The sequence below is a fragment of the Rhizobium sp. Leaf306 genome (genome assembly GCF_001423425.1).
Classification (GTDB): Bacteria; Pseudomonadota; Alphaproteobacteria; order Rhizobiales; family Rhizobiaceae; genus Neorhizobium; species Neorhizobium soli.
The window spans coordinates 632783-657540 of the sequence record NZ_LMNX01000001.1; the positions used below are offsets into that span (position 1 = coordinate 632783).

At 60.8% G+C, this 24758-nt stretch carries 24 protein-coding genes; 9 read left to right on the forward strand and 15 right to left on the reverse strand.

The genetic code is table 11. The features are described 5' to 3' along the window. Positions 1–78: 78 nt before the first annotated feature. Positions 79–1899, forward strand: coding sequence for a methyl-accepting chemotaxis protein (locus tag ASG19_RS03020; RefSeq protein WP_062453676.1), 1821 nt, complete (start codon positions 79–81; stop codon positions 1897–1899). 253 nt (positions 1900–2152) lie between these two features. On the opposite strand, the gene ASG19_RS03025 is transcribed toward ASG19_RS03020, so the two are convergent. The 4 genes from ASG19_RS03025 to ASG19_RS03040 all read right to left on the reverse strand — a co-directional run bounded on the left by ASG19_RS03025 (position 2153) and on the right by ASG19_RS03040 (position 4352). Then, positions 2153–2347 carry a hypothetical protein gene (locus tag ASG19_RS03025; protein ID WP_062453677.1) on the reverse strand — a complete coding sequence of 65 codons (195 nt, stop codon included), beginning with the start codon at positions 2345–2347 and terminating at the stop codon, positions 2153–2155. A gap of 30 nt (positions 2348–2377) precedes the next feature. Then, positions 2378–3244 (reverse strand): S49 family peptidase, encoded by an 867-nt coding sequence (locus ASG19_RS03030; protein ID WP_062453678.1) that lies wholly within the window; start codon positions 3242–3244, stop codon positions 2378–2380. 83 nt (positions 3245–3327) lie between these two features. Beyond that, positions 3328–4116, reverse strand: coding sequence for a methyltransferase (locus tag ASG19_RS03035; protein ID WP_062454838.1), 789 nt, complete (start codon positions 4114–4116; stop codon positions 3328–3330). 14 nt (positions 4117–4130) lie between these two features. Beyond that, the gene (locus ASG19_RS03040) at positions 4131–4352 is read right to left on the reverse strand and encodes a DUF2007 domain-containing protein (RefSeq protein WP_062453679.1); all 222 of its coding nucleotides are present in this window, start codon (positions 4350–4352) and stop codon (positions 4131–4133) included. A 106-nt stretch (positions 4353–4458) separates the two neighbouring features. Between ASG19_RS03040 and ASG19_RS03045 the strand changes: the two genes are divergently transcribed. The 4 genes from ASG19_RS03045 (at position 4459) to moaB (ending at position 8984) form a co-directional block, all read left to right on the forward strand. Then, the gene (locus tag ASG19_RS03045; RefSeq protein WP_062453680.1) at positions 4459–5475 is read left to right on the forward strand and encodes a polyprenyl synthetase family protein; all 1017 of its coding nucleotides are present in this window, start codon (positions 4459–4461) and stop codon (positions 5473–5475) included. Between the two features lie 192 nt (positions 5476–5667). Further along, positions 5668–7503 carry a tetratricopeptide repeat protein gene (locus tag ASG19_RS03050; RefSeq protein ID WP_062453681.1) on the forward strand — a complete coding sequence of 612 codons (1836 nt, stop codon included), beginning with the start codon at positions 5668–5670 and terminating at the stop codon, positions 7501–7503. A gap of 18 nt (positions 7504–7521) precedes the next feature. Then, a complete protein-coding gene (locus ASG19_RS03055; protein ID WP_062453682.1) occupies positions 7522–8436 on the forward strand; it encodes a 4-(cytidine 5'-diphospho)-2-C-methyl-D-erythritol kinase in 915 nt (304 codons plus the stop codon). Continuing rightward, positions 8433–8984: a molybdenum cofactor biosynthesis protein B gene (moaB, locus tag ASG19_RS03060; protein WP_062453683.1), complete on the forward strand. Its 552-nt coding sequence runs from the start codon at positions 8433–8435 to the stop codon at positions 8982–8984. Before ASG19_RS03055 ends, moaB begins: the two co-directional genes overlap by 4 nt. A 9-nt stretch (positions 8985–8993) precedes the next feature. Here the strand turns inward: moaB and ASG19_RS03065 are convergent, their stop codons facing one another. Beyond that, positions 8994–9524 carry a hypothetical protein gene (locus tag ASG19_RS03065; RefSeq protein ID WP_062453684.1) on the reverse strand — a complete coding sequence of 177 codons (531 nt, stop codon included), beginning with the start codon at positions 9522–9524 and terminating at the stop codon, positions 8994–8996. 130 nt (positions 9525–9654) lie between these two features. Between ASG19_RS03065 and ASG19_RS03070 the strand changes: the two genes are divergently transcribed. Together ASG19_RS03070 and ASG19_RS03075 are read left to right on the forward strand one after the other, a co-directional pair. Beyond that, positions 9655–10812 (forward strand): PA0069 family radical SAM protein, encoded by a 1158-nt coding sequence (locus ASG19_RS03070; protein ID WP_062453685.1) that lies wholly within the window; start codon positions 9655–9657, stop codon positions 10810–10812. 240 nt (positions 10813–11052) lie between these two features. Continuing rightward, a complete protein-coding gene (locus tag ASG19_RS03075; RefSeq protein ID WP_062454840.1) occupies positions 11053–11763 on the forward strand; it encodes a ribonuclease HII in 711 nt (236 codons plus the stop codon). Between the two features lie 52 nt (positions 11764–11815). On the opposite strand, the gene ASG19_RS03080 is transcribed toward ASG19_RS03075, so the two are convergent. The 9 genes from ASG19_RS03080 to ASG19_RS03120 all read right to left on the reverse strand — a co-directional run bounded on the left by ASG19_RS03080 (position 11816) and on the right by ASG19_RS03120 (position 20619). Further along, complete coding sequence (locus ASG19_RS03080; protein ID WP_062453686.1) at positions 11816–12301, reverse strand: F0F1 ATP synthase subunit B; 486 nt, start codon at positions 12299–12301, stop codon at positions 11816–11818. A gap of 4 nt (positions 12302–12305) precedes the next feature. Further along, the gene (locus tag ASG19_RS03085; RefSeq protein WP_062453687.1) at positions 12306–12953 is read right to left on the reverse strand and encodes a F0F1 ATP synthase subunit B; all 648 of its coding nucleotides are present in this window, start codon (positions 12951–12953) and stop codon (positions 12306–12308) included. 77 nt (positions 12954–13030) lie between these two features. Beyond that, positions 13031–13258, reverse strand: coding sequence for a F0F1 ATP synthase subunit C (locus tag ASG19_RS03090; RefSeq protein WP_037087706.1), 228 nt, complete (start codon positions 13256–13258; stop codon positions 13031–13033). Between the two features lie 67 nt (positions 13259–13325). Continuing rightward, on the reverse strand, positions 13326–14078 hold the full coding sequence (locus tag ASG19_RS03095) for a F0F1 ATP synthase subunit A (protein ID WP_062453688.1): 753 nt from the start codon (positions 14076–14078) through the stop codon (positions 13326–13328). Positions 14079–14141: 63 nt separating this feature from the next. Beyond that, complete coding sequence (locus ASG19_RS03100) at positions 14142–14495, reverse strand: AtpZ/AtpI family protein (protein ID WP_062453689.1); 354 nt, start codon at positions 14493–14495, stop codon at positions 14142–14144. Positions 14496–14737: 242 nt separating this feature from the next. Then, positions 14738–15913 (reverse strand): cell wall hydrolase, encoded by a 1176-nt coding sequence (locus ASG19_RS03105; protein WP_062453690.1) that lies wholly within the window; start codon positions 15911–15913, stop codon positions 14738–14740. 251 nt (positions 15914–16164) lie between these two features. Continuing rightward, positions 16165–18066 (reverse strand): potassium transporter Kup, encoded by a 1902-nt coding sequence (locus ASG19_RS03110; RefSeq protein WP_062453691.1) that lies wholly within the window; start codon positions 18064–18066, stop codon positions 16165–16167. 272 nt (positions 18067–18338) lie between these two features. Beyond that, on the reverse strand, positions 18339–19505 hold the full coding sequence (locus ASG19_RS03115; protein WP_062453692.1) for an Mrp/NBP35 family ATP-binding protein: 1167 nt from the start codon (positions 19503–19505) through the stop codon (positions 18339–18341). Between the two features lie 379 nt (positions 19506–19884). Then, positions 19885–20619 carry a LuxR family transcriptional regulator gene (locus ASG19_RS03120; RefSeq protein WP_062453693.1) on the reverse strand — a complete coding sequence of 245 codons (735 nt, stop codon included), beginning with the start codon at positions 20617–20619 and terminating at the stop codon, positions 19885–19887. Positions 20620–20808: 189 nt separating this feature from the next. Here ASG19_RS03120 and ASG19_RS03125 point away from each other — a divergent pair, with 189 nt between their 5' ends. Together ASG19_RS03125 and ASG19_RS03130 are read left to right on the forward strand one after the other, a co-directional pair. Further along, entirely contained in the window at positions 20809–21702 is an 894-nt protein-coding gene (locus ASG19_RS03125; protein WP_244476069.1) for an SMP-30/gluconolactonase/LRE family protein, read from the forward strand. A gap of 227 nt (positions 21703–21929) precedes the next feature. Beyond that, the gene (locus ASG19_RS03130) at positions 21930–22538 is read left to right on the forward strand and encodes a PRC-barrel domain-containing protein (protein WP_062453695.1); all 609 of its coding nucleotides are present in this window, start codon (positions 21930–21932) and stop codon (positions 22536–22538) included. A gap of 91 nt (positions 22539–22629) precedes the next feature. Here the strand turns inward: ASG19_RS03130 and ASG19_RS03135 are convergent, their stop codons facing one another. Continuing rightward, positions 22630–24675, reverse strand: coding sequence for an NADH:flavin oxidoreductase (locus tag ASG19_RS03135; protein ID WP_062453696.1), 2046 nt, complete (start codon positions 24673–24675; stop codon positions 22630–22632). Between the last annotated feature and the right edge of the window lie 83 nt (positions 24676–24758).

Genomic DNA, 24758 nt, shown 5'->3' on the forward strand with positions numbered 1-24758 from the left:
ACCGGGCGTCGGAACGTTTCATTTTTCTTAAGTAAACTATGCTAAATTTCAACAAATCCGCACAATAGGACGATTGAAATGGTAACAATTCGTACCAAGATGATCTTTACGAGCCTTGCGATGTTCGTGCTTGCGGGCGGTGCTGCCGGAGCCGGGATTTGGGGTTCGACGACGCTGACGAACAATGTCGATACCGTCGCGCGCACCGCCGAGATCTTGCGCAATCACATGCAGGCCGACATGATGCACGACGCCCTGCGTGCCGATGTTCTTTCGGCACTGATGGCACGCAGTGCCCAAGGCGAGATCTCCACCGCTGACGTCAGCTCGGATCTGAAAGAGCATGTCGAGTCGTTCCGCAAGGCAATCGACGACAACAAGGCTCTGGTGACCGATCCCGAGATACAGGCTGTTCTTAAAAACCTGGATACGCCTCTGCGCGGTTACATCGACAATGCCAGCGCCATTGTCGCGCAGGCAGCGAGCAACCCGGATCAAGCACTGTTGTCGCTACCTGCATTCCAGCAGCAATTCTCGATCCTCGAAACCGCCATGGAAAAAGCAGGCGATAGCATCTCGTCGCTGTCCGACGGCGTCAAGCTCAACAGCGACCGGCTGGCGGTTCTGATCGACACGATCCTCAAGACTGTGCTGGCCGCAACGGCCGTATCTGCGCTTGTCCTGCTGTTCGTATCGCGAAAGACCATCATTCAGCCGATCCGCTTTCTTGCAGGCGACATGCAGAAGCTGGTCGGAGGCAACACGGCGCTGTCCATCACGGGGATCAATCGCACCGACGAAATCGGCGAGATGGCGACGGCTGTCGAGGTGTTCCGGCAGGCAGCGATTACCAACAAGCGACTGGAAGCGGAGGCGATTGCCGCGCGGGAGCGCAACGAAGCCGATCGCATCCGGGTGACCAGGGAAGCAGAAGCGGCAGCCCGCGTGATGCTGCACGAGGCAACCTCCAGCCTGGCGGGCGGGCTGCGAAAGCTCGCGGCAGGCGATCTCAGCTTTCATCTCTCGGACGCTTTCGCACCTGATTTTGAAGCGCTGCGGCACGACCTGAACACAGCCGTACACCAACTTGACCAGACGCTGACCACCGTCGCACAGGCGGCAGGCTCGATCGACACCGGCACCCGCGAAATCAGCATCAGTTCGGACGACCTGTCGAAACGCACGGAACAGCAGGCCGCCTCGCTCGAAGAAACTGCTGCGGCGCTCGACCAGATCACCATCAATGTCGCCAACGCCTCCAAGCGCGCCGACGAAGCCCGCGCGATCGCGATCCAGGCCAATGCCAGCGCCACCCAGTCCGGCATCGTCGTTGCCAGTGCGGTCGATGCGATGCAGCGGATTGAGGAGTCCTCGGGACAGATCTCCAGCATCATCGGCGTCATCGACGAGATCGCCTTTCAGACCAACCTTTTGGCGCTCAATGCGGGCGTCGAGGCCGCACGGGCCGGTGAGGCCGGCAAGGGCTTTGCGGTGGTCGCACAGGAAGTCCGCGAGCTGGCGCAGCGCTCTGCTCGGGCCGCCAAGGAGATCAAGGAACTGATCCGGAATTCGACGACAGAGGTCGAGAGCGGTGTGAAACTGGTGCGGGAAACCGGCGGCTCCCTGAAGGTGATCGGCGACTACATCATCACCATCAACCAGCATATGGACGCGATCGCAACGTCGTCGCGCGAGCAGTCGGTCGGTCTTGCCGAGGTCAATACAGCCGTCAACCAGATGGACCAGGTGACGCAGCGCAATGCAGCGATGGTGGAGGAAACCAGTGCCGCCAGCGCCTCATTGGCCACCGAAAGCCACCGCCTGCACGAGCTGATCTCACAGTTCACACTCGGCCGGCCCGCTGCCACAAAGCATGACAAGACACGCCGGGTTGCCTGATCATCGGAGCCAGGAACTACCAACGCAAAAGCAGCGCCCGGGAACGGACGCTGCTTTTTTTCTATGTGGAGCGCCAACCTCCCTCATTCCTGTGCTCGTCAGGGGATAGAGGGAGGCGTGGATGCCGGAATGAACGAAAGCGCGAGTAGAGGATGGAGCAACGTGGCAAGCGGGTGACGCGGCCATGAGCGCGATATCAAAGTCTATGTCTTCAAACCGTATCGACAGCGACTATCCGCCGGCAACAGCCTGATCAGACGTCGTCGTCGCGCTTGACCCGGTATTCGCCCGTCACCGGATCCTTTTCCAGCGTTCCCATGGCGCCGGTGCGTTGCTGCTCTTCCTCGCGGCGCGTGCGCGCCGTGAGCCGTTCCGCGTCCTTGATGAAGCGCTTGTAGAGCATCCATCCGCCGCCGATCAGCAGGGCCAGAAGTATGAGCTGAGCCATTTCCCGTCGAAACCTTATAAGGCGGGCATATCAGAGCCCGAAGCGGCTCCACATTGCCCGTTCTTCCAGGCCTTCGGCAAGACCTGCCGTGGCGCCTGAGGCAATTTCCCCCAGATTGGCGGATCCTAGCGCAACGCCCGGCACCCGGCGACCGAACAGGGTCCGCGTGCCGCCGATCAGCTCAAGCTTGGCATCCTTGCCGAAACGGCGCTTGATCACATCGCGCATCTCGCCCAGCCCATCGATGAGGCCAAGTTCGAGGCCACGGGTGCCAGTCCAGAAGAGCCCGGAGAAAATCGTGCTATCTTCGCCGAGCCGTGACCCGCGGCGCGATTTCACCATGTCGATGAAGACCTGGTGGATCTCGAGCTGCAGCGTCTTCAGGTACTCGATGTCGCCTTCCTTTTCAGGCTGGAAAGGATCGAGAATCACCTTGTTCTCGCCGGCCGTATAGACGCGGCGTTCGACGCCGATCTTCTTCAGCATTTCCGGGAAGCCGAAACCACCAGACACGACGCCGATCGAGCCGACGATCGAGGTCGGATCGGCAAAGATTTCGTCGCCGGCAAGGGCAATCATGTAGCCGCCGGACGCTGCCACATCTTCCACGAAGATCAGAACCTTCTTGTCCTTTTCCTCGGCGAGAGCCCGGATGCGTTGGTAGATCAGGCGCGACTGGACAGGCGAGCCGCCCGGCGAATTGATGGAGATGGCAACGACCGGCGCATCCTTCTTTGCGAAGGCCTTTTCCAGCATCGGCGCCACGGTTGCGATGTTGAGCGTCTGCTTGAACTGGCTGCCGCCCGCCATGATCGTGCCATGCAGTCGGACCACCGGGATCGACAAACCGGTCTTGCGGAAACGTTTTGGCAGCAGGCGATTCAAGAAGCTCATCATCCATCCTGTTCAAGCATATATCGGAAGCCTGGATGTATGTTCTCGAAGGGCGAACACAATGGCTGAGCCTCTAAAAACGGGGTTTATCGCCGTCTTCGGTGATAGGCGGTGCGACCGTTGTTCAAATCATCCGCCTGCGACATGAAGGAATTGCCATCCGCTCCATGCACGATCAGCGGCGCGCGGAACACCAGCCGCGCTCTCGATCCCTTGACGCCGGTTACCAGAATGCGGGTCGCATCCTCGCCCGGGCGGGGGTGGACCGGGGTTATTTCAAGCCCGCCGAAGCGCTTGCCGCAGGCCTCGATGATATCGACGATGGAATCCGGACGGGCGATCAGCGACAATTGCCCGCCGGGTTTCATGATGGCGGCGGCCGTGCGCAGCCAGTTTTCGAACAGGCCAGCGGTCATTGCATGCGCTTCGGCTTTCAAGGCATCCGGCGTTATGCGGTCGTCGGCGTGGTTGAAGGGCGGGTTCATGATCACATGGTCGTGCACGCCGTCGTGCAATCCCGCGTCGACCCGGGCCTTGCCCATGAGCGTCACATCGGCGCCGAGAACCGTGATACGGTCAGACAGGAAAGCATTTTCCGGCAAAGCCAGCGTTCGCCGCGCATACTCCGCCATCAACGGCAATTTCTCGACCAGAACGATGCGGGCGTTTTCGAGCCGGCTCGCGACCGCTAGTCCTGCGGCACCGGCGCCGGATCCGAGATCGGCAACCGAAATGGACCGTTCGTCCGCCACAAGCGAGGCGAGCAGCATCGCATCCACGCCGGACCGGTGGCCGCCGCCCTTCGGCTGCACCAGATGGAAGCGGCCGCGGTGAAACGCATCGATGGTGAAGTCCGACGAAAGATCCTGCGGGATGCCGGCGGACGTGGTCACGGGCGAAGCTCCGCCTCCAGGCCGGCATCGATCAGGATGCGGCGGGCTTCGTCTCCCCTCTCCTCCTCGACAAGGAAGCGTTTCGACAGCATGCCGAGCGAGCCTTCGAGCACGCTCATGGACTGGTCCGCAACCATGAAATGAATGCCGGCATCCTTCATCAGGCTGCTCGCAACCGAGAGAAGCACCGGGTCGTTGGCGCGAATGAGTTCCCGCATGCGGCAAAAATCCCCCTCAAAAACGGCAGGTCAGCGAATTGTCACTTGCCGCATCCTGCCACGCTTTCTATTGTCCAAGCCGGAACTTAATTTAGGAGTCCGGTCGTTGGGCGTCGTAATACCGCTTGAAGAAGGCAAAAACAAATCTGCTTCCGTGAAGCCCCTGGTGGACCTCACGAGAGGAGACATGGAGCGGGTCAACCAGCTGATCCTGTCGAAGGCAGGCTCCGACGTGCAAATGATCCCGGAAGTTGCCAACCACCTGATCTCGTCGGGCGGCAAGCGGCTTCGGCCTATGCTGACGCTCGCTTCTGCGGTGCTGTTCGGCTACAAGGGCGAAGGCCATGTGAAGCTCGCGACCAGCGTCGAATTCATGCACACGGCAACGCTGCTGCATGACGATGTGGTGGACGAAAGCGATCTGCGCCGCGGCAAATCCACCGCACGGATGATCTGGGGCAACCAGGCCAGTGTTCTCGTCGGCGACTTTCTGCTCGGCCAGTCCTTCAAGATGATGGTCGAAGTTGGTTCGCTTGAAGCGCTGGACGTTCTGGCAACCGCGGCTTCCGTGATTGCGGAAGGCGAAGTGCTTCAGCTTTCCGTCGCCAAGAACATGGAAACCACCGAGGACGACTATCTCTCCGTCATTCGCGCCAAGACGGCGGCTTTGTTTGCGGCGGCGGCGGAAGTCGGCCCGATCATCGCCAATGCCGACAAGGCCGGGCGTTCCGCGATGCGGTCCTATGGCATGAACCTCGGCTACGCCTTCCAGCTGGTCGATGACGCGCTCGATTACGGCGGCACCGCTGCCGATCTCGGCAAGAATGTCGGCGACGATTTCCGCGAGGGAAAGATCACGCTTCCGGTCATCCTTGCCTACCGGCGTGGCACCGAAACGGAGCGGGCATTCTGGAAGACGGCGATCGAACAGGGCGAAAGCAGCGAGGAAAATCTTGAAAAGGCGCTGGGCCTGATCAAGAAATACGACGCGCTGAACGACACGATCGGTCGGGCCCTGCATTACGGCACGATTGCCCGCGATGCGCTGGCGCCGCTGCCGGCATCGCCGCTCAAATCCGCGATGCTCGAGGTGATCGACTTCTCCATCCAGCGCGTGAACTGACGCTCCCTCCGTCGCGTTGACGAAGGTGTGACCGTTCCTGCCCGGCATCCGCTCTCTGCGATGCCGGAGAATTCCTTGCGGACATGCTTCAAAAAAGCCATTCTGTCATGACTCAATTGGCGCGGGATGGTGGCGATTTGCCACCGTCAAAGCGTCGCCTGCTCAAGGCCCACCACGAAAGGCATTCTTTTTATGCGGCAGAAATACAGCCTCCGTCTGCTTTCCAGCGCAGCGCTCGCAGCCGTTCTCATGCTCGCCGGTGCAGCGCAAGCGGCGACGCCAGAGGCGAAGCCGGCCGCCGCGGAGAGCGTGAAATTTGATGCCAGCGACGCGCAGTCGTTTTCGGGCGCGTTCCTCGCTGCCCGCACCGCCGATGTCGACCATGATTACGCGAACGCGATTGCGCTCTATCGCAAGGCGCTGTCCTTTGATGCGGCCAACCTTGAAATCCGCGAACGCCTGATGATTTCGCTGTTTCTGAGCGGCGATTTCGAAGGCGGCTTGAGCGAAGCGGAGAGGCTGAAGGACGATGCCGGGGTCGAGCGCATCACCCGCATCGTGCGGGGACTGGACGCGATCCGCGACAAGCGCTTCGATGCCGCCAAGAAGACGCTTGCCTATACCGGCCCGAACGATCTTGACCGGCTGACCCACCAGATGATGATGGCGTGGGCGGATGTCGGCGCAGGCCGCGGCCGTCAGGCGATCTCGACTATTGCCGGCCTCAAGGGGCCCGACTGGTTCAAGGTGTTTACGGACTATCATCTTGGCGCCATGGCGCTGGTTTCCGGCGACACGGCCAGTGCACGCAAATATCTGACCACCGCCATTACCAACCAGGAAGCGGTTGCGACAGCGCCCGATACGTTCATGCGCGCCATCATGGCGCTTGCCCGTCTTGAAGCCGCTGCCGGCAACAAGCAGAAGGCGCTCGACGCGATTTCGGTCGGCGACCAGATGATCAGCAACTATGCGCCACTGAAGGCGCTTCGCCAGAGCATTGAAAAGGGCGAGAAGCCCGAGCAGCAGATCACCAACGCTGCCGAAGGCGCGGCCGGCGTGCTGTTTTCGATCGGCGGCGCGCTGAACCGCCAGGGCGCCGAGGATATGGTCGGTCTCTACCTGCAGATCTCCCATGCAATGGACCCGAAGAGCGCCGACACGCTAATCCTGCTCGGCGGCATTGCCGAGAAGATGGAACAGCCGCAACGCGCCATCGAGCTTTATGCAAAGGTGCCGGCCGACAGCCCGATGCGCCGGATTTCCGAACTGCAGCTGGGCATCACCCTTTCCGATACCGGCAAGGTCGACGAAGCAAAGAGCCATCTGAAGGCGCTGATCGATTCGGATCCGGCCGATATCCGCAGCTATATCGCCTATGGCAGCGTGCTTTCCGAAGCCAAGGACTACAAGGCGATGGCCGCCAATTACGACAAGGCTGTCGAAATGATCGGCTCCGTGCCGAAGCCTGGCGACTGGACCGTGTTCTTCCAGCGCGGCATTTCCTATGAGCGGCTGAAGCAGTTCGACAAGGCCGAGCCGAACTTCCGGCGGGCGCTGGAGCTCAATCCCGAGCAGCCGCAGGTGCTGAACTACCTCGGCTATTCGCTTGTCGACCTCAACCTCAACCTTGCCGAAGGCCTCGACATGATCCGCAAGGCAGTCGATGCGCGGCCGGACGATGGCTATATCGTCGATTCGCTGGGTTGGGCCTATTTCCGCCTCGGCAAGTTCGATGAAGCCGTGACCGAACTGGAACGCGCAGTGCAACTGCGCGCCGGCGATGCGACGATCAACGACCACCTGGGCGATGCCTACTGGCGTGTCGGCCGCAAGCTGGAAGCGGTCTACCAGTGGAACCGGACGCTGATTTCCGAAGGCGAGGACGTCAACAAGGAAATGGTCAAGGAAAAGATCGCCAACGGCCTGCCGCCGCTCGATCCGAACGCGACGACGGCCGATCGCGGCCAGGCAGCACCAGTGCCGCCTGCCCCGCCGGCACCTGCCACTCCCGACAAGAAATCCTGATAAAGCGGGCTTTCCAGCATGACCATATCCGATACGCAAGACGCCACAGACGTGGCCCTGACAGAACTTGCGCCTGCGAAGATCAATCTTGGCCTGCATGTCGTGGGGCTTCGCTATGACGGGTTTCACCTGCTGGAAAGCGTCGTCACCTTCGCCGATCTGGGTGACGAGCTGACCTTCACGCTCTCGGAATCGGATGAGTTTTCCGTTTCCGGCCGCTTTGCGTCCGAGCTTTCAAATGACGAGGCGGGCCAAGCTGGCAATCTCGTGATCAAGGCGCGCGATCTCTTTCGCCAGCAGCTGGTTTCCAACGGCTTTCCGGCGCCTCCCGTTTCGATTCACCTCGAGAAGAAACTACCGATCGCGGCCGGGATCGGAGGGGGATCGGCCGATGCGGCGGCCACGCTTCGCGGCCTGTTCCGGCTGTGGAATGCGGAGATACCGGAAGCAGCCCTTTTGGCGCTTGGCCTTTCGCTGGGGGCCGACGTGCCCATGTGCCTGACGGGGGCTGCCGTTCTGGCCGAGGGGATCGGCGAAAGGCTTGAACCGCTGCCGATCATGCCGTCCCTTTCCCTCGTGCTCGCCAACCCGCTGATCAGCGTCTCGACGCCTGAGATTTTCAAGCTACTGGTGGACAAGGAAAACGAGGCCCTGCCGCCGACGCCGACCGACGCAGGCGGCTGGCTGCCTTACCTGAAAACGCTTCGCAACGACCTGGAGCCGCCGGCTCGCGCGCTCATCCCTGAGATCGAGGAACTCTCCGCGATGATCGCAGCGCAAGGTGCCGAGCTGGTGCGCATGTCCGGATCCGGAGCAACCTGTTTCGGTATGTTCCCTTCGAAGACAGACGCGGAAGCCGCCGCGCAGGCGCTGACCTCCCTGAAGCCGGGCTGGTATTTCGAAGCGGTCGAAACCGTCGGAGCAAAGCCATGAGCAAGATCGCCGAAACGCGCGAGTTCATTCCTATTTCGATCGCGGTACTGACCGTGTCGGATACCCGGACTATGGTGGACGACAAATCCGGCGATACGCTGGTTGCCCGTATCGCGGAGGCCGGTCACAGGCTTGGGGCACGCGCCATCGTGCCCGACGACAAGGAGCGGATCGCCGGCCAGGTGCGCGAATGGACCCTCGACCCTGAGATCGACGTGGTCATCACCACCGGGGGAACCGGCTTTACCGGCCGCGACGTGACGCCGGAAGCGCTGGAGCCGCTGTTCGACAAGAAGATGGACGGGTTTTCCGAGGTGTTTCACCGGATTTCCTACGACAAGATCGGCACCTCGACGATCCAGTCGCGGGCAACCGGCGGCGTTGCCAATGCAACCTTCATCTTCGTGCTGCCCGGCTCTCCCGGTGCCTGCAAGGATGCGTGGGACGGCATATTGAAAGCGCAGCTGGACTACCGCCACATGCCCTGCAACTTCATCGAGATTATGCCGCGGCTGGACGAGCACCTGCGGCGCGGTTCGGACAAGTAACGGCCTGATCTACCGCGCGGACGCTGCGACCCAGGCGGGGATCATTTCGCTCGCCAGTCTCGACGGCTTTGCGGCGGTCTTTACAGCCTTGGCTATACCCTCAAGACCCATGCCGGGCTTTGCGAGAGCGACGGCCTCGCGCTTGGGCAGGATCAGCCCCTGCTCGAGCGGCGGGACTGAACGGACGATCCTTGTAAGGAACGGCTTGCGGTAGGTTCGCGAAGGCGAGAACCGCACGGGCTGACGGTTGAGCGCCAGATATTCCATCACCTCGTCGATCCAGCCGGCCTGGAGACGCGCTCCGGGCTCCAGCAGAAGCAGCCATTCGGCGCGCGCCTTGTGCAGGATATCGACGATATCCCAGGAGCTGTGGAAACGGCAGCCGGCGGCATCCGCGACACGGGAGGACCCGTCGCGCGAGTTGTGATCGAGCACCACGACATCGCTGACCAGCCCCTCCACCGCGGCGGAAACAAGGACGGACAACGTCTGCGCGAGCTCGGCTTCCTGATCCCGGCATTCCAACAAAACAGTCAGCATTTTCAATGTCTAGCGCATTGCACAACGGATTGCCACAAAACCTTTGCGAGTTTGTTCTTGCATTGTTCTCAATGTCGCGATAGGAATCTTGTCATTCGAGAACGGGAATTTTTCCCGTCAGGAGTGCCCCATGAACGAGCTGTCCCATTTGCGGCAGGACGCATTCGCGCCTGCTCATACGGCTGATATTGCCGATGCATTGGTGAAGACCTCCGGCCTCCGGATCGGGGGGGATCGCCGGCGCGGTCGTGGCGCCGGACTGAACCCTTCAGGACGTTTCGAGACGGAGCGTCGCGAGGCTTTCGACGACGGCTGGCAGACGATCGAGGAACTAGAACCGTTCAGGACCGAGGTGCAGGTGGAAAAGCCGCGCACGGCGATTACCCGCAACGATTCACCCGACATTCCCTTCGACCGCTCGATCAACCCGTACCGCGGCTGCGAGCATGGCTGCATCTACTGTTTCGCGCGGCCGAGCCACAGTTTCATGGGGCTTTCGCCGGGGCTGGACTTTGAATCGAAGCTGTTTGCCAAACCCGACGTGCCGAAACTTCTGGAGCGCGAACTGAGCAGGGCCGATTACAAGGTCCGGGCGATTGCGATCGGCACCAACACCGATCCCTACCAGCCGATTGAACGGGAATGGCGCGTCATGCGCCAGATCCTTGAAGTCCTGCAGAAGGCCAACCATCCCGTAACAATCGTCACCAAATCGTCGCTGGTCACCCGCGACATCGACATTCTTTCCGACATGGCGTCGAAGGGCCTCGCCAAGGTCGCGATATCGCTAACCACCCTCGACCGCAAGCTTGCCCGCAGCATGGAGCCGCGCGCGTCGACGCCCGCCAAACGGCTCGAGGCGATCAAAGCGCTCTCGGACGCTGGCATACCGACAGCTGTGTTCACCTCGCCGATCATTCCGGCGCTGAACGACCACGAGATCGAGCGGCTCCTGGAAGCGGGGCACGCTGCCGGCGCAACGGAGGCGAGTTACGTGCTCTTACGTCTGCCGCTGGAAGTGGCGCCGCTGTTCCGCGACTGGCTGCTGCAGCATTACCCGAACCGCTACCGGCATGTGATGTCGCTCGTTCGCTCGATGCGGGACGGCAAGGATTATGACGCGGAGTTCGGCAAGCGGATGAAGGGCACCGGTCCTTACGCCTGGCAGATCGGGCGACGCTTCGAGATGGCAACGAAGCGGCTCGGCATGACGCGTCGGGGCGTGCCGCTCAGGGACGATTTGTTTGTTCGTCCGAATGGCGCGGGCATTCAGCTTTCGCTGCTTTGAGTTTGGCCTGCAGGGGCATCCGTCGTCCCTGCGAAACGGCCTGATGACGTCGCGAGAGTTACAGCGACTTTCATTCAGGTCGATTAATTTCGAATTTCGGCACGGTTCCCGCATATCACCTGCCGAAAGACCCCCGGTTCCCACCATCATCCCGAAAGGGCGCCCCCGATGGTGGGCAACGACGCCGCACTCGTTGTCCGGGGGTTGCCGGAGGTCGGGCGGGCGTGCGAAACTGCCGCCATGTTGCTTCGCACGCCGCCCGATTCTCTGACATTGTTTGAAGAGACGCCATTCGTTCCAGATTTCAGCCTGGAGCTGATGGCGCGGGATGCCGGACATTGGCCGGTGGCTGGCACCGACGAAGCAGGCCGCGGTCCCTTGGCGGGTCCGGTTGTGGCAGCCGCCGTGATTCTCGATCCCGACAACATTCCACCCGGTCTCGACGATTCCAAGAAGCTCAGCCTGAAGCAGCGGGAAGCGCTGTTTGCGATGATCATGGCGACGGCGCATGTGTCGATTGCATCGTCTGGTCCGCGCCTCATCGACGAGCGCAACATCCTGCGCGCCAGTCTCGACGCCATGCGGCGTGCGGTGATCGGACTGAATATCAAGCCGGCCTATCTCCTCACCGATGGCCGCGACATGCCGCCTGGGCTCGCCTGCCCCGGCAAGGCCGTGATCAAGGGCGATAGCCGCTCTGTCTCCATCGCCGCGGCCTCGATCGTGGCGAAAGTCACCCGCGACCGGATGATGGGTCGCGCATGCACCGTTTTTCCGGCCTATGGCTTTGCCAAGCATGTCGGATACGCCACCAAGCAGCACCGCGACGGCATTACGAGCCACGGCCCCTGCCCGCTCCACCGGATGAGCTTTCGTCCGATGCGGAAAGATCCGCTGCCGGAAGACGATCTCGCCGATCTCCAGGCCTCGGACATTACCCTCACCCCATAACGCAAAAGGCCGAGCTTTCGCCCGGCCTTTTCTTAATTCATGTATCTGAAGCTTAGTTCAGGCGCGTTTGAACCGTACCGACGGCGTCTCTGAACAGGGCTTCCTGCGTTGCTGCATCGGCCTTGCGGGCGATGACGCTTTCGGCGGCAGCGATGGCGAGGTCGACGGCGGCGGCGCGAACGGCGCTCACGGCATCGGCTTCCGCCTGCTTGATCTTCTGCTCGGAGACCGCATTGCGGCGGGCGACGAATTCTTCCGTCTTCTGGCGGGCTTCTTCCGTCAGGGCAGCGGCTTCGCGCTCGGCGGAGGCGACGATGCTGGCAGCGTCGGCTTCGGCCTGCTTGCGCTTCTTCTGGTATTCAGCCAGCAGCGCCTGGGCTTCTTCGCGAAGCTTCTTGGCTTCGTCGAGTTCGCTGCGGATGTTGGCGGCGCGTTCGTCGAGCGACTTTGCCATCATGCCCGGCACCTTGATGTAGATCAGGATGCCGAGGAAAATGACGAGACCAACGAGTGCGAAAAATGTTGCGTCGAATGCCATGCGATCAGGCCCCCGTCTTGGCGGCCGCGACGGCAGCCTTGATGTCATCGCCGCTTGCCTTGCCGCCGATCATGAGATCGACGATGGCGGATGCGGTCTCTTCGGCGATCTGGCCGACTTCAGCAAAAGCCTTGTCCTTGATCTCGCCGATGCGGGTTTCTGCTGCACTGAGCTTTGCGGCCAGTTCGGCTTCGATGGCGCTACGGTCGGCAGCGGCCTTGGTCTTGGCGGCTTCGCGGGCCGCTTCGGCAATGCCGTGCGACTTGGCGCGGGCGGCGGCCAGTTCCTTTTCATAGGTCTCGACGGCAGCATCGGCTTCCGCCTTGGCGCGGCCGGCTTCCTCGAGATCCTTGGCGATACGATCGTGACGATCCTCGATGATTCCGCCAACGCGCGGAACGATCACATTCTTCATGAGAAGGTAGAAGAGACCGAACGTGATGACGAGCCAGAGAAGCTGCGACGCGAAATGGGATGAGTCGAGCGGCGGAAACGCGCCACTGTGCTCAGTGTCGTGGGCGACACCGGTTTCGGTATGCACTTCGCCAGCCGGAGCAGCATGCGGTTCGGCCGCCGGTGCGGCGCCCGGTGCTGCAGGCGTTTCAGGAGCGGCCGGCGCGGTCTGCGCATATGCCGAAGTCACGAACATCATCACCTCCGGGTGAATTCCAAATGCGAAGGATCACGGTGCGCTTTGAAACGACCGTGATCCGAAGTCCAGGTCTGGTATTAGACCACGAACAGGAGAAGGAGAGCTACGAGCAGCGAAAAGATGCCCAGAGCTTCCGTAACGGCGAAACCGAATACCAGACGGCCGAACTGGCTGTCAGCGGCAGACGGGTTGCGCAGGGCGCCCGACAGGTAGCTGCCGAAGATGTTGCCGAGGCCGAGGGCCGTGCCGGCCATGCCAAAGCAAGCCAGACCTGCGCCGATGAACTTTGCTGCTTCCGCTTCCATGATGAACTCCTTGAATGGGTTTGCGGCTGATGACTGACGCCTCAGGACGCCAATTTGGTAGTTATTCTTAGTGCCCGCCGGGATGGACCGCGTCGTTCAGGTACATGCATGTGAGTACCGCGAAGACATAGGCCTGGAGGAAGGCAACGAGGAATTCGAGACCGGTCAGGGCGACCGTCATGGCGAGCGGCAGGATAGCGCCGCCGATGCCGAGTGCGCCGAGTGCTCCAAGCGAGCTGACAAAGCCCGCGAACACTTTCAGCGTGATGTGGCCGGCCAGCATGTTCGCGAAAAGACGAACGGAGAGCGAAATCGGCCGGGACAGGAAGGAGATGACTTCGATGACGACGACCAGCGGCAGAAGCGCGCCGGGTACACCGCTTGGCACGAACAGCTGAAGGAAGCCGAGGCCATGCTTGTAGAAGCCGTAGACGATGACCGTGCCAACCACCAGCAGAGCCAGTGCGAAGGTGACGATGATCTGGCTGGTGACGGTAAAGAAGTAAGGGAACATGCCGAGCAGGTTTGCCGTAAGCACGAACATGAACAGCGAGAAGACCAGCGGGAAGAACTTCATGCCATGGCTGCCGGCGCCTTCGCGCAGCATGTTGGCAATGAACTGGTAGGACATTTCGGCGACCGACTGCGCGCGGCCCGGGATCAGACTGCGGGCGGACGATGCGAAATACAGGAAGCCGGCTGCGCAGGCGACCGTAGCAGTCATGAACAGCGATGCATTGGTAAAGGATAGGTCGATACCGCCGATCTCGATCGGGACGATCTTGCTGATCTGGAACTGATGGATCGGATCGTTTGCCACCGCTTACCCTCTTTCATATGCCGCCATGCCGGCGGCTCAATTCGTGTTGCGAAACCGAGCCTGTTAGTGCCCTGCCCCGTCCCCGCTGCCTTTTTTCCGCAAGGGCGGCGGCTCGGCCACCTTGCCCACGGATCGAAGCACGTTCAGAACACCGGCGCAGAAACCAAGAAGGAGAAGAATGATCATCCCCCACGGCGACGTGCCGGCATAGTAATCCAGTCCATAGCCCAGAATGGCGCCGACTGCGACAGCCGAGATGAATTCGGAGGAAATCTTGAAGCCGAGGGCCATGCCCTTTCGACTTTCTTCAGATTGCGCTTCCCGCTTCGCCTCTACCGCGTCACCAGCCTTCCGATCCGCCAATTGTGCGGACAGACGCTTTCGGCGTTCTTCCAGACTGTCCTCGCGGTTGTCCATCCTCACGTCCTCCCATCCGCCCTTGTTCGGAGCGGACCAACCGCAACAGCAGCCAGCGGGGTTTCGCGCCTTCCGGCCCGCTTCTAAGTCGCGCGCAACATAGTTTTGAGAGGACTTATAGTCAAGGCGGTGCCGGGCCTTGATTCAGGGGAAATTAACGCTTCGATTTCAAGCGGTTATCGCTGAATTCCCGGCAACATGGCAAAACCTTCGCGGGAATATTCACAGATCGGCCGGGTTTATCAGCTCCAACCACCACCATAGGTACGGTAAAACACGTGCAGACCGATGCGTCCGACCTTTTTCATGGTCTTTGCCCAGTTCGGACGAACGTAGACGGCGTGGTAGTGAGTGGCTGAGCCGACTTCCGGCAGCCAGATCTTGCCGGCGGTCACCGCCATCGCAACTTCCTGCGCTGTTTCGAAATGATCCGGCGCGCGGATTCGGTCTGGAATGTTGTCGCAGGCGAAGGAGAACTGGCAGCGGTTGCGCCAGTCTTCGTTCTGATAGACGACGTCGCAGATGCTTTTCGGATAGTGCGGATTGCGAACGCGGTTGAGAATAACCTGTGCGACCGCTGCCTGGCCACGCACTTCTTCTCCGCGCGCTTCAAAATAGATGCCGGCGGCCAAGCATTGCTGCTGCTTGGGCGAAAACGATTCTTCCGGCAGCGCTGTTGCTGCCCAGGCGTGGTCTTCCGGGCCGATCGGCGGAATGAAGCGGCCGGTTTCTGGCTTTGCGCCCAGGATCGCATCGAAGGGCGACTTGCGCGAGAAGTCGGGCTTGGCCGGTGCATAGGCGGTTGCCAGCACATCGGCCTTTTCGTTGGTGATGAGGTCGGCGAGCATCGAAGGAAGACCGGGCTCCTTTACCTCGTCCTTGCGGAAATAGAATTCGGCGAGCTCGACCGGCTGGTCGTCGGCTTCGGCTTTGACGAAGGCGGTCATTTCATCGCTGGCATCCACAGGCGTGGTCAGCGAGCTGGAACGCTCGAGGATCGACCCGGCCGAAAAGGCCTTCGGCGGCTGCATCTGTTCGACGGCTACGATCCGGCTCTTCTTTTCAGCGCGGTTGACGCGGTCTTCGTCCGGCGTGTCCTCACCTGACTTCTCGTTGCCGGTGAATGCAACGCGGCGACCGTCGGGCAGCGTCATGCCGGCATCGCCGCCGAGCACGGAACCGCCACCCGGAAAGGCAAGCGATGCGTTATGAATAGAACCGGCCGGCGAGTTGGTCATGACCATGCGCCACTGGTCGCGGCCGCGGTCGATGCCGGAGAGGAGATCGGTGAGATCGCCTTGTGCGGGAACGGCTGGAAACACCAGCCAGGCAGCAAGTCCAAGGACGCCAGGCGCCAGCCAGATATCGCGGCGCGACAGGGCGCGGTGCAAAAGAGACTTCGTCCGAGCCGCCGGCATGGCCACTTTAGAGGACTTTCGACGCTGTACGGTCTTCGAACGCAAAACCGGCTACTCCACAAGGCAGGTCAACCAGGGACCTCAATGACTGATCGATGGGTCAAACATCAATCATTAACCTTGATGAGCAGTTAACGCTTATAGACAGAATCCCTTGTAACGCTGGGATTTGGGCATTTTCACTTAAACGTCAGAGGCTCGTGTCCGAAATGCCACGCGGGTTTTGGGCGACCTCTCCGTCACCCTTTCCGTCAGATGATGACGTGCGAACCCAGTTCGACGACGCGGTTGGCCGGCAGGTGGAAATAGTCGGACGGATCGGTTGCGGCATTGGCGAGCGCGATAAACAACCGGTCCTGCCACATGGGCATGCCGGAGGCTGCGTCCGGTACCAGCTTGCGTCGGCCGAGATAGAACGACGTCGACATGATATCGAACTTGAAGCCGGTCTTTCTCAGATAGGCAAGCGACTGCGAGACATTGTGGGATTGCATGAAGCCGAAGCGCAGTTCGATGACCGTGAACCGTTCCGACAGCTTCTCGACCCGGTAGCGGTCCTCGATCGAGACGCGCGGCTTGTTGACCGTGATGATGGTCAGGATGACGTTCTTCGCATGCAGCACGTGATTGTGCTTGATGTTGTGCAGCAAGGCCGCGGGTGCCGTCTGCGGATCACCGGTCAGGAAGATGGCGACGCCGGGCACGGACACCGGAGCATGATCGCTTTTCTTTTCCACCATGGGGATAAAGGTCTGCAGCGGCACATCGATGCGGCGGGTCTTTTCAAACAGGATCGCAGCACCCCGCTTCCAGGTCCACATGACGACGGTAAAGCCGATCGCCATCATGACCGGCACCCAGCCGCCATCATGAATCTTCAAAAGATTGGCGCCCAGGAAAACGAATTCGAGCAGCAGAAGCGGCGCGAGCACAAGGGTTGCCAGCACACGCGGCCAGCGCCATCTCAGCCGAACGAACTCGAACGCCATCAGCGTCGTCACCACCATGGCGCCGGTCACCGAGATTCCGTAGGCGGTGGCCAGAGCATCGGAGCTCTCGAAACCAAGAACCAGCGCGATGACGCCGACCAGAAGCAGCGTGTTGACGCCCGGCAGGAAGATCTGGCCGGTATTGGTTTCCGAGGTGAACAGGATCTGCATGCGCGGCAGATAGCCGAGATGGATCGCCTGGCGCACCAGCGAGAAGGCGCCGGTAATGACAGCCTGGCTTGCGATGATGGTGGCGCAGGTGGCGAGAATGATGACCGGAACGAGCGCCCATTGCGGGAACATCAAATAGAACGGATCGCTCATCGCTTCGGGATGGCTCAGCACCATGGCGCCCTGACCGAGATAATTCAGCGTCAGCGCCGGAAAGACCAAGACGAACCAAGCCCACTGGATGGGACGGCGACCGAAATGGCCGAGATCTGCATAAAGCGCTTCCGCACCTGTCACCGTCAGGAAGACGGCGCCGAGAACGACGACGCCGGCAAAGCCTTCTTCGCTCATGAACTGGAAGGCATGCAATGGATTGAAGGCGGCCAGAATGCTGAGGTCGTCGAAAATGTGCACCAGGCCGATGCCGCCCATCACGAGAAACCAGATGGCGGTGATCGGTCCGAAGAACTTCGCCACCATGCCGGTGCCCTTCGACTGGATGGCAAACAGCGCAACCAGGATGGCAATCGAAATCGGCAGAACGGCGCTTTCGAAATGCGGTGATACGTATTTCAGGCCTTCCACCGCCGACAGGACCGACAGCGCCGGCGTGATCATCGCATCGCCTAGAAACAGCGCGGCGCCGATCAGCCCGAGCAGCATCAGGACAGCCCGATGGCCGCACGCTCCTTTGGTCATGAGCGCCAGAAGCGACAGCGTGCCACCCTCGCCATCGTTATCGGCGCGCAGCAGGAAGAGAACGTATTTGAAGGTGACGATGATGGTCAGCGTCCAGATCATCAGAGAGATGAGGCTGATGATTTCCATCTGCGTGACGCCGTCATGGGCGACGGGCTTCAACGCCTCGCGAAAGGCATAGAGCGGGCTCGTGCCGATATCGCCATAGACGACACCGACAGAGCCGAGCGCAAGCGCGAACAGCCCATGTCCTTTGGTTTTCTCGGCGGCACTATGTTCTGCTGGGTGGCCCATTCGGCATCTGGCGTTCGAGCCAGCCTTTCAACGGAAAAATGCGGATACTTCGCTCCGCCCGCGAAGAGCAAGGAAGCGCCCTCCGGCGGGAGGCGCCTATAAAGACAGCAATTGCACAAGGCAAGGGCTGCAACTGCATGCTTTCACCCTCGCCGCAGACGTCTAGCGGCGATGTTTAACAATTTCGAAACGAAAAGAGAGGCGATTTCAGAGTATTGACCGCCACTGACCGTGTATTCCTGCCCGGGAGACCGTCCAAACTCGAATAGGTTCTATTCGAAAACGATGGCAGGCGCATTGCGCAGCGGCTTGCCCTTAATCTCTGCCCAGGCCTTGGATGCGATCTCCCGATAAACGGCGGCGGATGCACTGTCCGGGTCGGAAACGACGACCGGCGTGCCCGCGTCGGAGCGTTCGCGGATGTCCATCGTCAAAGGGATTTCGCCGAGGAAGGGAACGCCGATGCGCTCGGCTTCCGACTTTGCGCCACCATGGCCGAAGATGTCGTAGCGGGTGCCCGTATCGGGAGCGAGGAAGTAGCTCATGTTCTCGATGATGCCGAGGATTGGTATCTCGACCTTGCCGAACATGGCGATGGCCTTGCGGGCGTCGATCAGGGCGAGATCCTGCGGGGTCGAGACGATCACGGCACCGGCGAGTGGCACCTGCTGGGCGAGCGTGAGCTGCACGTCGCCAGTTCCAGGCGGCATGTCGATCACGAGAATATCGAGCTCGCCCCAGCCGACTTCGCGCAGCATCTGCAGCAGTGCCGACTGGATCATCGGGCCGCGCCAGATCATCGCGGTTCCTTCTTCGACCAGGAAGCCGATCGACATCGCCTTCAGCCCGTAGTTTTCCATCGGGGCGATCTTGCGGTCTTCAAGCTGCTGCGGCTTGCCGGAGATGTTGAGGAGACGCGGGATGGACGGGCCGTAGATATCCGCATCGAGAATGCCGACCTTGAGACCGTTGGCCTGGAAACCCAGCGCCAGATTGACTGCTGTCGTCGATTTGCCAACGCCACCCTTGCCGGACGCCACCGCGATAATGGCACCCACGCCCGGAACGCCGGCTTTCGGTGCGGGCTGTCTCGGCCCGGGTGTGGCGGGGGGGTGCGGATGCGCGTGACCGGCGGCAGGCTCTTGCGGCTTTGGCGGAGGTGCCGTCTTGGCAGGTGCCGTTCCAGCTCTGCGATCGGCCGTCAGCGTAACCAGCGCGCCGTTGACGCCCTGCATCGCGGCGACAGTCCGTTCGGCGGCCATGCGCAGCGGCTCGAGTTCGGTTGCGCGATCGGCCGGCACGGTAATCGAGAAATAGACCTTCTTGTCGGAAATGAAGACATCGGAGACCATTCCGCGAGAGACGATATCACCCTCGAGGTCGGGTCCACGAACCTTCGCGAGAACCGCCAGAACCTGTTCCTTGGTGACGTCGGACATTGCCTGCTCCTGATAGCGATCTCGACACAAACTGCCCGCGCCGGATCCAAGGCTTATATAGGAAGTGTCACCGGTCTCGAGCAAGACGCTTCGTTGAAACGCCCCACGTCAGAAAAAAGAAAGCCGCTACCCGGATGGCAGCCAGACGGCGCCCCGGATAGCGGCTTGTTTTTATCGCGCCTCTTGGGACGCTTTCAGCCCCCTCTGGACCTGCCCGTAAACAAGCACGAACCATGCCAGACCGTAATGCGGATGTTTACGTAGTCGAAACAGGGTGTTAGGGACAGGCAACTCGAGAGCGTTGGGAATTTGCCCAGTGAACGATCAATTGACCGCGTAGAAAACAGAGGCGTTGATCAAATAATGATCGCCCGCATCGTTACTTGATGATGCCGGATCGCAACGCCTTGGCAACCGCCTGGGTGCGGTTGACGGTATCGAGCTTGCGGGCCGTGCGGTTGAGATAATGGTTTACGGTGTGCTCGGAGAGTCCAAGGATTTCGGCAATTTCCGCGCTGGTCTTACCCGCAGCCGTCCAGTTCAGGCAATCGACTTCGCGTTCGGTCAGGACATCGTTGGTCTTGACGTCGAGGCTGCGGATCTGCGCCAGCTGTTCATAGACGTGAACCGAGAGATAATGCAGTTCCATCATCTGCTGCTGGTCAAATGTCTTGCCCGTACCGCCGAAGCAAACGGCGCCGCGATTGCCGAGCCGGTCATGGACGGGGAAACAGGCGCCGCGCTGGATGCCGAACCCGGAAAAGATCTGCGTGACCTCGTCGCTCGAATTGATCACGCCGCGATCGCTCGAGAGATCGAAGACGAACGGCGTCGTGAACTTGCGCAGATGTGCAAGGCCGGAGCTGGTCTGCATCAGACCGCTTTTGTCGAACTGCGACATCAGCTCCGCCGGCCAATTGGTAACGACGGTATTTTCGGACAGTTCGCGAGACGTGATCGACGGAAGGTTGAGAACCATGAAGGTGCGACAGTTATAATACTGCGTCACTCGCTTCAGGAACCGGATGACATCAAACTGGGTCTGCAGGGTGGCGATTTCGGCGACACTGCCGTCGAGAAAGGACATCTCTTCGGCTTTTTCGGTCTTAGACATGTACTGCTTCTTGCTCCGACCAGACCTTACGCACGCAAACGTCACCAGGTGATGGTGATAGGTTCTCGCATTTGCGAATCTTGTCGCATGGTTTCAGGAATTTGTCAGGGAAAATCTGATGACGCGGCTAGCCATCGCGGCGGTTCGCGTTAATTCTGCAACGAACAGAAGCTTCTGCGGAGGATGCCCGTGACCACAGCCGATTTTGTCTCTCACCCGTTCCAGGGTAGCGTATTGTCCTCGACGCCTTGTGAACTTGGCGAAGGAGCCAGCTTCGATGCGGACACCGGGACGATCTGGTGGTTCAGCATTCTCGAAAAGCAGCTTCGCTCGCTCGACATCAACACCGGCAAAGAATCTGTGCAGATCCTCCCCATAATGGGGAGCGTTCTCGTGCCGGTCGACGCCGAGCGGCAGCTGATCGCCTCCGATCAAGGGCTCTTCATACGGGATCGCGCCACCGGCGAACTGACCCTGCACTGCGACCTCGAGAAGGACAAGCCGGACAACCGCTCCAACGACGGCCGGCTGCACCCTTCCGGCGCGCTGTGGATCGGCACGATGGGGCGCTCCGCTGCGGAAGGCGCGGGTGCGATCTATCATGTCGTGGGCGGCAAGGTCACGACGCTGTTTGACAAGATGAGCATTCCGAATGCGATCTGCTTTTCGCCGGACGGAAGCATCGGCTATTATGTCGACACGCGCATCAACCACCTCATGCGTGTCGACCTTGATCCATTGACCGGGCTCCCGACGTCAAAACCCACCCTCTTCATCGATGGCAGCGGCAGCCCCGGTGGAATGGATGGCGCGATCTGCGATCAGGACGGCACGATCTGGAACGCCCGCTGGGGTGAAGGTGCGGTCGACCATTATGGTCTGGACGGTGTCCTTCTCGCGCGTTTCGAAGTGCCCGCCAAGAGAACGACCTGCCCTGTCGTGATCGGAAATGGGCGCTTGGCTGTCACATCAGCCTGGGAGGGAATGGACCAGGACGCCCGTACCTCCGATCCGCTGGCGGGAGCGTTGTTCGAACTCGCCGTTCCAGTCACGCTTGGTCGGGAACCCCGATACTCGGCCTGACTTTAAGGATCTATATTCTCGCTGATAAAGCCCCAAACCCGCCAAGTGCTGAAACGTTCCGCAGTTTCTGCCTAATAAAACGGCATGGAAATGCGGAACCAAACCGGCGTTTCGGCCATTTCCCTACCGAAGCCAAGCAGAACGAATGCGTCCTTCTTGGTCGAGACGGCCCTTCAATCCGAGAAGCCGTCCTTCATGACGAATTAGATGGAAAAGGTAGGAACACGATGAAAAAGACTCTCAGCACGATCGCCGCAGCAGCCGTTCTCATGGCGTCCACCACACTTGCACCGGCCTTTGCCCAGACGGCACAGCCTGCTCCGGCGACACCGGCAGCACCTTCGGCACCGGCCGATACCACGACAACGACCCCGGCTGCACCAGCAGGTGGCATGGCTACCACTGCAGACGGCAATTACCTGACCGAACAGGCGACCACCCAGGTCAGCGCCAACGATTATATCGGCAAGTCGATCTACAATTCGGCTAACGAAAGCATTGGTGACGTCAACGACCTCCTGTTTGAAGAAAACGGCGGACTCGTTGCAGCAGTTGTCGGCGTCGGCGGCTTCCTCGGCATCGGCGAAAAGGATGTAGCTCTTCCGATCAGCAAGCTGACGCTTACCCGCGACGCGCAGAACAACAACGAAGTGCGTCTGTCGACCACCGAAACGGCCGAGGCGCTGAAGTCAGCGCCAGAGTTCAAGACGCTGGACGACAAGCAGGCAGCATCCGACACATCGACCACGTCTTCCACGATGAACCCGGCTCCGGGCACCCCGGCAGCACCGGCTGAAAATGGCGCCACAACTCCGTCGACGGCTCCTAAGAACTAATTTTTAGGGACCTGGAACGGGCTACACGCCACGTGACAGACGATTGAATGGAAGAGGCGGCATTGATAATGCCGCCTTTTTCGTGCGCGGTTTACAGAAGCGAGCAGTATCGCAGCGCATCGTAGATTGCTGCATGGACATTGCGGCTTGCCACAGCGTCGCCGATCCTCACGAGATCGAAAGCCGCGCCGGGGTTCTTCGGCAGCAGCGGCGCTTTTCTGTTAATCAGCATCGCGTAGTCCACGGCGCCAAGATTGCGCGAGAGCGGCTTCAACTCGTAATAGAGCTCCGCGTTCGCGGCCGTGCCGTGCTCGACCACGACCTGTGCGACACGCCTTTCCTCGACCACATCCTTTGCGTAATCGGATCCGAGGCTTGCCACCAATGCATTGCCGTCACGCCGCACCGACTTCAACCGCGTGTTGATCGTCACGCGGACACCCTTCTCGGCAAAAATCCGTGCGTAGGGGACATGGTTCATGCCCCCCATCTCAGGTGCGAAGAAGCGTTCGGGGGAGACAAGCTCGAGATCCGCGCCTGATGTGGCGATGACTTCGGCGGCACTCATACCCGGATGGCCGCCATTGTCATCGAACAGCAGAACCGGGCCTGCGGGTTTGGCAGATCCGGCGAGAATATCCCAGCTGGAGGTCAGAAGCTCTTCGCCCGCCTCAAGTTGCGGCGACTGCGGTATGCCGCCGGTTGCGACGACGACGAGGTCGGGCTCGAGTTCGAGGACATCGTCGGCGTTGGCGAACACGTCGTAGCGGATCTCGACACCCAACCGCTCAAGCTCCGCCAGCCGCCAGTCGATGATGCCGATCATTTCGCGGCGGCGCGGATTGCGAACCAGAAGATTGATCTGGCCACCCGCCTCCCCCGTTGCCTCGAGCACGGTGACTGCGTGGCCGCGCTCTGCCAGCACGCGGGCCGCCTCGAGCCCGGCAGGACCGGCACCGATCACGACGGCCCTTCGGACAGCTGCTGACTTTTCGATCACATGCGGCAGCAAGGCTTCGCGCCCCGTCGCCGCATTGTGGATACAGAGAGCCTCTCCTCCCTCGTAGATGCGATCCAGACAGTAGGTCGCACCGACGCAGGGGCGAATGGTCGCCTCCTTGCCACTTGCTACCTTGTTCGCGATATGCGGATCGGCAATGTGGGCACGGGTCATGCCGACCATGTCGAGCTTGCCTTCGGCGACCGCATGCCGGGCCGTTGCAACATCGGCGATTCGGGCTGCATGAAAGACCGGGAATTTCGTCGCCTTCCTGACATCGCCGACAAAGTCGAGATGCGGCGAGGATCGCATGCCCTGGATCGGGATCACCTCGTTCAGGTCCGCATCGTGATCGATATGGCCGCGGATGACGTTCAGGAAGTCGATGCCGCCCGACGCCACCAGCCGGCGGGAGATCTCGATCCCCTCTTCGCGGGAAAAGCCCTTGTCCCAGTTCTCGTCGGCAACCAGGCGGATGCCGACGATGAAATCCGGACCGACGGATTTTCGCACCGCATCGATCACCATGGTCGAAAACCGCATGCGGTTTTCGAGCGACCCGCCGAACGCATCGTCGCGGTGGTTGGTGGCGGGCGACCAGAACTGGTCGATCAGGTGGCCGTAGGCTTCGATCTCGATGCCATCGAGACCCGCCGCCTGCATGCGGCTGGCGGCATCGGCATAGTCTGCAACGATGCGCTCGATATCCCAGTCCTCGATCTCCTTCGGGAAGGCGCGGTGGGCGGGTTCGCGAATGGGAGATGGCGCCAGAACAGGAAGCCAGGCCCCCTTGTTCCATCCGGTCCGGCGCCCGAGATGGGTGAGCTGGATCATCACCGCCGTGCCGTATTCATGACAGTCATCGGTGAGCTTCTTCAGCCACGGCACGATGTCGTCGCGATAGGCATGCAGGTTGCCGAATGCGGGTGGACTGTCATGCGAGACGATCGCCGAGCCGGCGGTCATGGTGAGCGCGATACCGCCCTTGGCCTTTTCGAGATGGTAGAGCCTGTAACGATCCTTCGGCATGCCGTCTTCGGAATAGGCCGGCTCGTGTGCCGTCGACATGAAGCGGTTCTTGAGGGTCAGATGCTTCAGCTGAAACGGCTGCAGAAGGGGATCGTTCGAAACGGACATGGGATCTCGCAATGCGGCTTGCAAAATCACATCATCGCGCAGCGGACAGCCCCGTGCGAGCATCAGACGCGGCGCGGACTGTC

Coding starts and splice junctions, on each gene's coding strand:
- ASG19_RS03025 (WP_062453677.1), bottom strand. CDS start 2,347: ATGGCTCAGCTCATACTTCTGGCCCTGCTGATCGGCGGCGGATGGATG.
- ASG19_RS03075 (WP_062454840.1), top strand. CDS start 11,053: ATGTTGCTTCGCACGCCGCCCGATTCTCTGACATTGTTTGAAGAGACG.
- ASG19_RS03100 (WP_062453689.1), bottom strand. CDS start 14,495: ATGGACAACCGCGAGGACAGTCTGGAAGAACGCCGAAAGCGTCTGTCC.
- ASG19_RS03105 (WP_062453690.1), bottom strand. CDS start 15,913: ATGCCGGCGGCTCGGACGAAGTCTCTTTTGCACCGCGCCCTGTCGCGC.
- ASG19_RS03050 (WP_062453681.1), top strand. CDS start 5,668: ATGCGGCAGAAATACAGCCTCCGTCTGCTTTCCAGCGCAGCGCTCGCA.
- ASG19_RS03020 (WP_062453676.1), top strand. CDS start 79: ATGGTAACAATTCGTACCAAGATGATCTTTACGAGCCTTGCGATGTTC.
- ASG19_RS03040 (WP_062453679.1), bottom strand. CDS start 4,352: ATGCGGGAACTCATTCGCGCCAACGACCCGGTGCTTCTCTCGGTTGCG.
- ASG19_RS03055 (WP_062453682.1), top strand. CDS start 7,522: ATGACCATATCCGATACGCAAGACGCCACAGACGTGGCCCTGACAGAA.
- ASG19_RS03120 (WP_062453693.1), bottom strand. CDS start 20,619: ATGTCTAAGACCGAAAAAGCCGAAGAGATGTCCTTTCTCGACGGCAGT.
- ASG19_RS03080 (WP_062453686.1), bottom strand. CDS start 12,301: ATGGCATTCGACGCAACATTTTTCGCACTCGTTGGTCTCGTCATTTTC.
- ASG19_RS03085 (WP_062453687.1), bottom strand. CDS start 12,953: ATGATGTTCGTGACTTCGGCATATGCGCAGACCGCGCCGGCCGCTCCT.
- ASG19_RS03115 (WP_062453692.1), bottom strand. CDS start 19,505: ATGTCCGACGTCACCAAGGAACAGGTTCTGGCGGTTCTCGCGAAGGTT.
- ASG19_RS03065 (WP_062453684.1), bottom strand. CDS start 9,524: ATGCTGACTGTTTTGTTGGAATGCCGGGATCAGGAAGCCGAGCTCGCG.
- ASG19_RS03135 (WP_062453696.1), bottom strand. CDS start 24,675: ATGTCCGTTTCGAACGATCCCCTTCTGCAGCCGTTTCAGCTGAAGCAT.
- moaB (WP_062453683.1), top strand. CDS start 8,433: ATGAGCAAGATCGCCGAAACGCGCGAGTTCATTCCTATTTCGATCGCG.
- ASG19_RS03090 (WP_037087706.1), bottom strand. CDS start 13,258: ATGGAAGCGGAAGCAGCAAAGTTCATCGGCGCAGGTCTGGCTTGCTTT.
- ASG19_RS03110 (WP_062453691.1), bottom strand. CDS start 18,066: ATGGGCCACCCAGCAGAACATAGTGCCGCCGAGAAAACCAAAGGACAT.
- ASG19_RS03070 (WP_062453685.1), top strand. CDS start 9,655: ATGAACGAGCTGTCCCATTTGCGGCAGGACGCATTCGCGCCTGCTCAT.
- ASG19_RS03130 (WP_062453695.1), top strand. CDS start 21,930: ATGAAAAAGACTCTCAGCACGATCGCCGCAGCAGCCGTTCTCATGGCG.
- ASG19_RS03030 (WP_062453678.1), bottom strand. CDS start 3,244: ATGATGAGCTTCTTGAATCGCCTGCTGCCAAAACGTTTCCGCAAGACC.